The organism is Streptomyces sp. S6, from assembly GCF_054880855.1.
Genome location: NZ_JBTYMC010000351.1, coordinates 1 through 6396, shown reverse-complemented (window position 1 = coordinate 6396; position 6396 = coordinate 1). Strand labels below are relative to the sequence as shown.

The 6396-nt window shown below is 72.7% G+C and carries 6 protein-coding genes and 2 pseudogenes; 7 read left to right on the top strand and 1 reads right to left on the bottom strand.

From position 1 onward, the window contains the following. Positions 1-359, top strand: a pseudogene (locus tag ACVNF4_RS30800) (ROK family protein); the annotation flags it as partial. Positions 360-376: 17 nt separating this feature from the next. On the opposite strand, the gene mhpA reads toward ACVNF4_RS30800, so the two are convergent. Beyond that, the gene (mhpA, locus tag ACVNF4_RS30795; protein WP_461806170.1) at positions 377-2014 is read right to left on the bottom strand and encodes a bifunctional 3-(3-hydroxy-phenyl)propionate/3-hydroxycinnamic acid hydroxylase MhpA; all 1638 of its coding nucleotides are present in this window, start codon (positions 2012-2014) and stop codon (positions 377-379) included. A 192-nt stretch (positions 2015-2206) separates the two neighbouring features. On the opposite strand from mhpA, the gene ACVNF4_RS30790 reads away from it, so the two are divergent. The 6 genes and pseudogenes from ACVNF4_RS30790 to ACVNF4_RS30765 form a co-directional block, all read left to right on the top strand. Continuing rightward, positions 2207-2980 carry a thioesterase II family protein gene (locus ACVNF4_RS30790; RefSeq protein ID WP_461806169.1) on the top strand — a complete coding sequence of 258 codons (774 nt, stop codon included), beginning with the start codon at positions 2207-2209 and terminating at the stop codon, positions 2978-2980. A gap of 8 nt (positions 2981-2988) precedes the next feature. Further along, positions 2989-4350 (top strand): cation:proton antiporter, encoded by a 1362-nt coding sequence (locus tag ACVNF4_RS30785; RefSeq protein ID WP_461806168.1) that lies wholly within the window; start codon positions 2989-2991, stop codon positions 4348-4350. Continuing rightward, complete coding sequence (locus ACVNF4_RS30780; RefSeq protein ID WP_461806167.1) at positions 4347-4790, top strand: type II 3-dehydroquinate dehydratase; 444 nt, start codon at positions 4347-4349, stop codon at positions 4788-4790. The genes ACVNF4_RS30785 and ACVNF4_RS30780 overlap by 4 nt, the downstream gene beginning before the upstream one ends. A gap of 40 nt (positions 4791-4830) precedes the next feature. Then, the gene (locus ACVNF4_RS30775) at positions 4831-5523 is read left to right on the top strand and encodes an alpha/beta fold hydrolase (RefSeq protein WP_461806166.1); all 693 of its coding nucleotides are present in this window, start codon (positions 4831-4833) and stop codon (positions 5521-5523) included. Between the two features lie 78 nt (positions 5524-5601). Beyond that, complete coding sequence (locus tag ACVNF4_RS30770) at positions 5602-6162, top strand: SRPBCC domain-containing protein (protein ID WP_461806165.1); 561 nt, start codon at positions 5602-5604, stop codon at positions 6160-6162. A gap of 57 nt (positions 6163-6219) precedes the next feature. Further along, positions 6220-6396: pseudogene (locus ACVNF4_RS30765) on the top strand (methylmalonyl-CoA mutase family protein); the annotation flags it as partial.

Genomic DNA, 6396 nt, shown 5'->3' with positions numbered 1-6396 from the left:
ACGAACGTTCCGCTCATACGGCGGGTTCCTCCTCCGTGCTCGCCAGGATCTCCGCGATGTGCACCGGCCGCCCCTGGGCCACGGCCCCCGTCGACGACACCTGCCGAGCCCTCGCCGGCGCCATCATGAGCGTCACCGAACTGCTCCACCCGAGCCTCGCCGTGATCGGCGGCGGATTCGCGGCAGGCATCCACGGCCTGGTCGACCGCACAGCCACCCACCTGGCCTCCCTCTCCCGCCCGGGCCGCCCCGCCCCACCCGTCGCCCCGGCACGCCTGGGCGGCCTCTCCTCCCTGCGGGGCGCGGTCCTCCTGGCCCGGACCGCCACCGCCACCACAGCGCCGGCACACCTGCCCTGAGCCGGAACGCCGTCCGGTCAGACCCTGCCTCCCCCCGCCCCCGCAGCGACGCCCGCCCCCAGGCCCGCCCGCAGGCCGTCCACCAGGTCCGCCGCCGCCCCCGGGCCCGAACCCGCCCCGAACACGTGGTGGTCCGGGCGGATCAGCACCGCGTCAGCCCCGTGCCGGGCCAGGAAGGCACGGTGGACGCCGTCCACATCGGCCACCGCCCCCACCCGAGGCGTCCCGTCCCCGGGAAGCAGCCGGACGACGTGCGCGCCCAGGTCCGTCAGGAAGGCCGACCGGCCCTCGTCGAGCCCGGCGTCCGCGTCCTGCGCCAGCAGCAGCACGAAGCCGCGCCCCACCACGTCGTCGAACAGCCCGCTGCCACCGGTGCCCCGCACCCGGCCCTGAGGGGCCACCTCACCGGCCGGGGACACGGGCGAGCCGTCCTCCCCCCGGTGGAGAAGCCCTTCCGTGAGAGGCCGCGCCGGATCCGGGACCGTCGGACCGCGGCCCCGGCGGCCCGCCAGGATCGTGGCGTCACGCTCGGCCGCCGCCCCGGCGTCCGTCACACAGATCACCCGGCCCAACTGGACGGAGGACAGGATCGACTCCCGCACGTGCGCACGGCGTTCCTCCGTATAGGTGTCGAGGACCGACTCCCCGGCCCGGCCGCCCAGCACCAGGTCCAGCCTCCACGCCAGGCCGGCCACGTCACGGATCCCCGAACACATGCCCTGCCCGGCGAACGGCGGCATCAGATGGGCCGCGTCCCCCGCCAGCAGCACCCGGCCCACCCGCCACCGCTCGGCCCACCGGGCCTGGAAGATGTACGTGGTGCTGCGCAGCAGGGTCGCACTGTCGGGGGTGACCCCGTAGGGGGCGAGGAGCCGCCAGGCGGTCTCCTCCCGGTTCAGCTCCGCGGCCCGCTCACCGGCCAGCCGCATGAACTCCCAGCGCCGGTGCCCGGGACCACTGCCGACCAGCGTGGTTGGCCTGGCCGGGTCGCAGATCTGGACGTTGGTGGGGACGAACTCGCCCGGCTCACGCAGCCGGACGTCACACAGCAGCCACTCGTAGGAGAAACCGAGGTCGGTGACCGGCACGTCCAGGTGATCCCGGACGAAGCTGTTCGCGCCGTCGCAGCCCACCACCCAGCGCGCCGTGTACGTCCAGGCCGCGCCGTCCTCGTCCTCGGCCGTCACCACGACCCGCTCGCCCCGCTCCTCGATCCCCACCACCTGCCGGCCCCGCACCACCGTCACCCCCGGCAACTCGGCCGCGCGAGCGGCCAGCAGCTCCTCCAGGGCGGGCTGGTGCACGGTGTTGGCGTCCGGCCACCCGTACGGGCCCTCGGCGCGGAACGCGATGTCCAGGAGGGTCTCACCACCCGCCGTACGCCACTGGTAACCCGTCGCGGGCTCGGTGATCCGGCCGAGGCCCGCCCCCAGCCCGCACCCGGCGAGCAACCGTGCCGTCTCACCGTCGAAGCTGGTCGCCCGGGGCAGGGTGTACGGGCGCCCGCGCCGCTCCAGGACAGTCGTCCGCCGGCCGTACTGGGCCAGCAGGACCGCGAGCGCGGCCCCCACGGGCCCGTTCCCGACGACGATCACCTCCGCGTCCGGATCGGGACCCGCACCGGCGGACGGTTCGCGCGACGGCACCTCGGGCACGGGGATCCCCCCTCGTCGAAAGCGGCCGGCACGGGCACAACCGCCGTGCCGGGAACGGCGCCAGACTAACCACCCGGACCCGCGAACGGGCCGTCCGAAGGCCAGGGCTATCAGATCGGGGGATACCCGGCCACGCCCGCACCGGCCTAGGCTTCCGGCATTCCCCCACCGACCACGAGGAGCTCGTGCGGCATGCCACAAGCAACGGCGCACTTCGAGAAGTGGGTGAGCGTCCCCCACCCGGCGCCGCGCAGCCCGGTGCGGCTCGCCTGCCTGCCGTACGCGGGCGGCTCCGCCAGCTTCTTCTTCCCGGTCTCCCGGGCCCTGCACCCGGCGGTGGAGGTGCTGGCCGTCCAGTACCCGGGCCGGCAGACCCGCCTGAACGAGCCGGGGATCGACAACATTCCCGAGTTCGCGGACCAGATCTTCGCCGCACTGCGGCACCTGGACGACAAGCCGCTCGCGCTGTTCGGCCACAGCATGGGCGCGGTCCTCGCGTACGAGGTCGCGCTGCGCCTCCAGACGGCCGGACTGCCCGCGCCGGTACGGCTGTTCGCGTCCGGCCGACGAGCCCCGTCCCGCTACCGCGACGAACGGATCCACACGGGGAGCGACGCCGACGTCGTGGCCGAACTCAAGACGCTCAGCGGCACCAGCGAGACGCTGCTCGGCGACCCCGAGGTGCTCGCGATGATCCTGCCGGCCATCCGCAGCGACTACACCGCCGTCGAACGCTACCGGCACGAACCCGGACGGCGCCTCGACTGCCCGGTGACCGTGCTCACCGGCGACAGCGACCCCCGGGTCTCCCTCGACGAGGCCGAGGCCTGGGCCGAGCACACCACCGCGGCGACCGAGACGAAGGTCTTCCCCGGCGGCCACTTCTTCATCGCCGACCGCGCCACCGACGTCATCGGCCTGGTGGCCCGGCGACTGAGCCCGAAGGACCGCGCGACCGACAGCTGACCCTCCACGTGAGAGAAGCCGAGATGCTCCTCGCCGACCCCGTGCCGACGATCGGCCGGCACGCCCTCCTGGTGTTCCTGCTCCAAGTCGCCTTCCTGCTGCTGCTCGCCCTGGTCCTCGGCCGGCTGGCGACGCGCTTCGGCCTGCCGGCGGTCGCCGGTGAGCTCAGCGCCGGCGTCCTCGTCGGACCCTCGCTCCTGGAGCCGCTGCTGCCCGGCTTCTCCGACTGGCTGCTGCCCCAACAGGCGGCGCAGATGAACCTGCTGGACGCGGTCGGCCAGCTGGGGGTACTGCTGCTGGTCGGCGTCACCGGCGCCGAGATGAACTTCGCCCTGGTCCGGCGGCGCGGCCCGACCGCGGCCAAGGTCAGCGTCGCGGGCCTGGTCCTGCCACTGGGCCTCGGCATCGCCACCGGCTTCCTGCTGCCCCGGTCGTTCGTGCCCGCGGGCACCGACCTGACCGTCTTCGCGCTGTTCCTGGGCGTGGCGATGTGCGTCAGCGCCCTCCCGGTGATCGCCAAGACCCTGCTCGACATGAAACTGCTGCACCGCGACATCGGCCAGCTGATCCTCGCGGCCGGCGTGGTGGACGACGTCGCCGGCTGGTTCCTCCTGTCGATCGTCTCCGCGATGGCGACCACCGGACTGACCGCCGGTGTCGTCGCCACCTCCGTCCTCTACCCGGTGGGCGTGGTGCTGTTCGCGGTGGTGATCGGCCGTCCACTGGTGCGGACCGCGCTGCGCAGGGCAGGACGCTCGCAGAGCGCCACGCCGACGGTCGCCACAGCCGTCGTCCTGGTCCTGCTCGGCTCGGCGGCCACCCAGGCCATGCACCTGGAGGCCGTCTTCGGCGCCTTCGTCAGCGGCGTGCTGATCGCCACCAGCGGCGCGGTGGACCCGCAGAAGCTGGAACCGCTGCGGACTCTCGTCCTCGCCGTCCTCGCCCCGCTGTTCTTCGCCACCGCCGGACTGCGCATGGACCTCACCGCGCTGGCCCGGCCGGCCGTCCTGGGCGCGGCCCTCGCGGTGCTCTTCGTGGCCGTGGCCGGCAAGTTCGGCGGCGCGTTCATCGGGTCCCGGCTCAGCGGACTCAACCGGTGGGAGGCGCTGGCCCTCGGCGCCGGCATGAACTCGCGCGGTGTCGTCGAGGTGATCGTGGCGATGACCGGCCTGCGCCTCGGCGTACTCGACACCGAGACGTACACGATCGTCGTCCTGGTCGCCATCGTCACCTCCCTGATGGCGCCGCCCATCCTGCGGTACGCGATGACCCACGTCGAGGAGGCCGCCGAGACCAGGCTCGGCATGGACAGCAGGACGGCAGCCGCGCCGGACGCGGTGCGGACCATCGAACAGCGAGGTGACGCATGAGCACGATGCTCCTACTGAACGGCCCCAACCTCGGGATCCTGGGCCGCCGTGAACCGGAGATCTACGGCACCGACACCCTCGCCGACATCGAGCGGGCGGTCGCCGACGAGGTGGGCGAGCAGGACTGGAAGGTCCTCGCCGTCCAGCGGGAGTCGGAGGGCGAACTGGTGAGCGCCATCCACGAGCACGGGCCCGACAGCGTCGGCGCCGTGGTCAACCCGGGCGCCCTGATGATCGCCGGCTGGAGCCTGCGCGACGCCCTCGCCAGCTACGAACACCCCTGGATCGAGGTCCACCTGAGCAACGTGTGGGCGCGGGAGCAGTTCCGGCACGAGTCGGTCATCGCCCCGCTGGCCTCCGGTGTCGTGGTCGGCCTGGGCGCGTTCGGCTACCGCCTGGCGGCCCGCGCCCTGCTGCACGTGACCGGTGCGGGCCGATGACCGAGCCGTCCGAACAGACAGGGAAAGGAACCCCGAGGCGATGAGGCTCACGCTCCACGAGGCCGGCGACGGCGACAAGGTCGCCCTGCTCGTCCACAGCATCATCTCGACGTCGGACACCTGGAGCCGGGTGGCGCCACGGCTGGCCGAGCGCGGCTACCGGGTGATCATGCCGGACCTGCGCGGCCACGGCGACAGCCCGCACGCCGGGCAGTACACGCCCGAACTCTTCGCCGCCGACCTGGTGGCGTCGCTGCCGGCTGGCGCCGATCTCGCGATCGGCCACTCCTTCGGCGCCCTGGTGCTCTCCCTGGCGGTGGCCGACCTGGCCCCGGCCAAGGCGGTCTACAGCGACCCCGCGTGGCGCTTCACCGACAAGGCGGTGGCCGAGCTCAAGGAGTTCGCGCAGTTCACCAAGGCGACCACGGCGGAGACGATGCGGCAGATGTTCCCGCGCTGGACACCGAAGGACGTCGAGGACGAACTCGCCGGCTACGCGTCCTGGGACATCCGCGCGGTGGACTGGCTGGACAGCTCCGTCGAGTACGTCCCCGAGCGCCCCGTCGTCCCCTCCCTGGTCCAGGGCGCCGGCGACCACCACCTCGTCCCCGACGACCTGGCCGAGCGGCTGCGAACCGCCGGCTTCGAGGTCCGCCACGTACCGGACACCGGTCACTGCATCCACCGCGACGACCTGGAGGGCTTCCTCGCGTCGCTGGACGGCTGGATCTGATGAGCCGTCAACTCTCGTACGCCCGTGCGGAATCCGACCGGCGAGGTGGCGCAGGGAGTGCGTGTTAGTGTCGCCGCCATGAGCGCGGACAACACCGATCACCTCCCTGCGGAAACCACTCCGGCCGACGAGGATGCGCCGGTCAGGCACGGCTCCTTCGAACTGCGGGTGGACATCCCGGCCCCGCCGGAGCAGGTCTACGCGGCCTTCGCCGAACCCGAGCTGCGCACCCGCTGGTTCAAGGTGCCCGGACCGTCCCGCACCGCCGAACACGAGCTGGACTTCCGCGTCGGCGGCGGCGAGCGGGCCCGCAACCGCGTCGTCTTCGAGGACATCGACGACGAACGCGACGAGGAGCGCATCGAATACCGCTCGCGCTTCCTGGACCTGGAACCGGCGGAGCGCCTCGTGTACGTCTACGAGGCCCACGTGAACGAGGTACGCCGCTGGGTCTCCCTGGTCACCGTCCGCCTCACCCCCCAGAACGGCGGCACCCGCCTCGACTGGATCGAGCAGTACACCTACCTCGTCCTGAGCACCCCCGACGGCCATCAGGACGTCGCCCACCTCCGCGGCAGCACCCGCCTACTCCTCAACGGCCTGTCCCATGCGGCGACGGGAGCTTTCGGGCGCACGTGAGCGCTGGCAGGGGGCTTGGTGGGTGGGGTTTTTCGGGGGTGTTGGGGGTGGGCTTGGTCCGCTTTGACGAATGCGCTGGATGAGGCTCTCGCCCTGCCGACGGACTTTTCGGCGCGTATTGCGCGCAACACCCAGCTTCTGATCCAGCAGGAGTCGGGTACGGCTCGCGTGATCGACCCCTGGGGTGGCAGCGCTTACGTCGAGCGCCTCACTTACGACCTGGCCCGCCGTGCC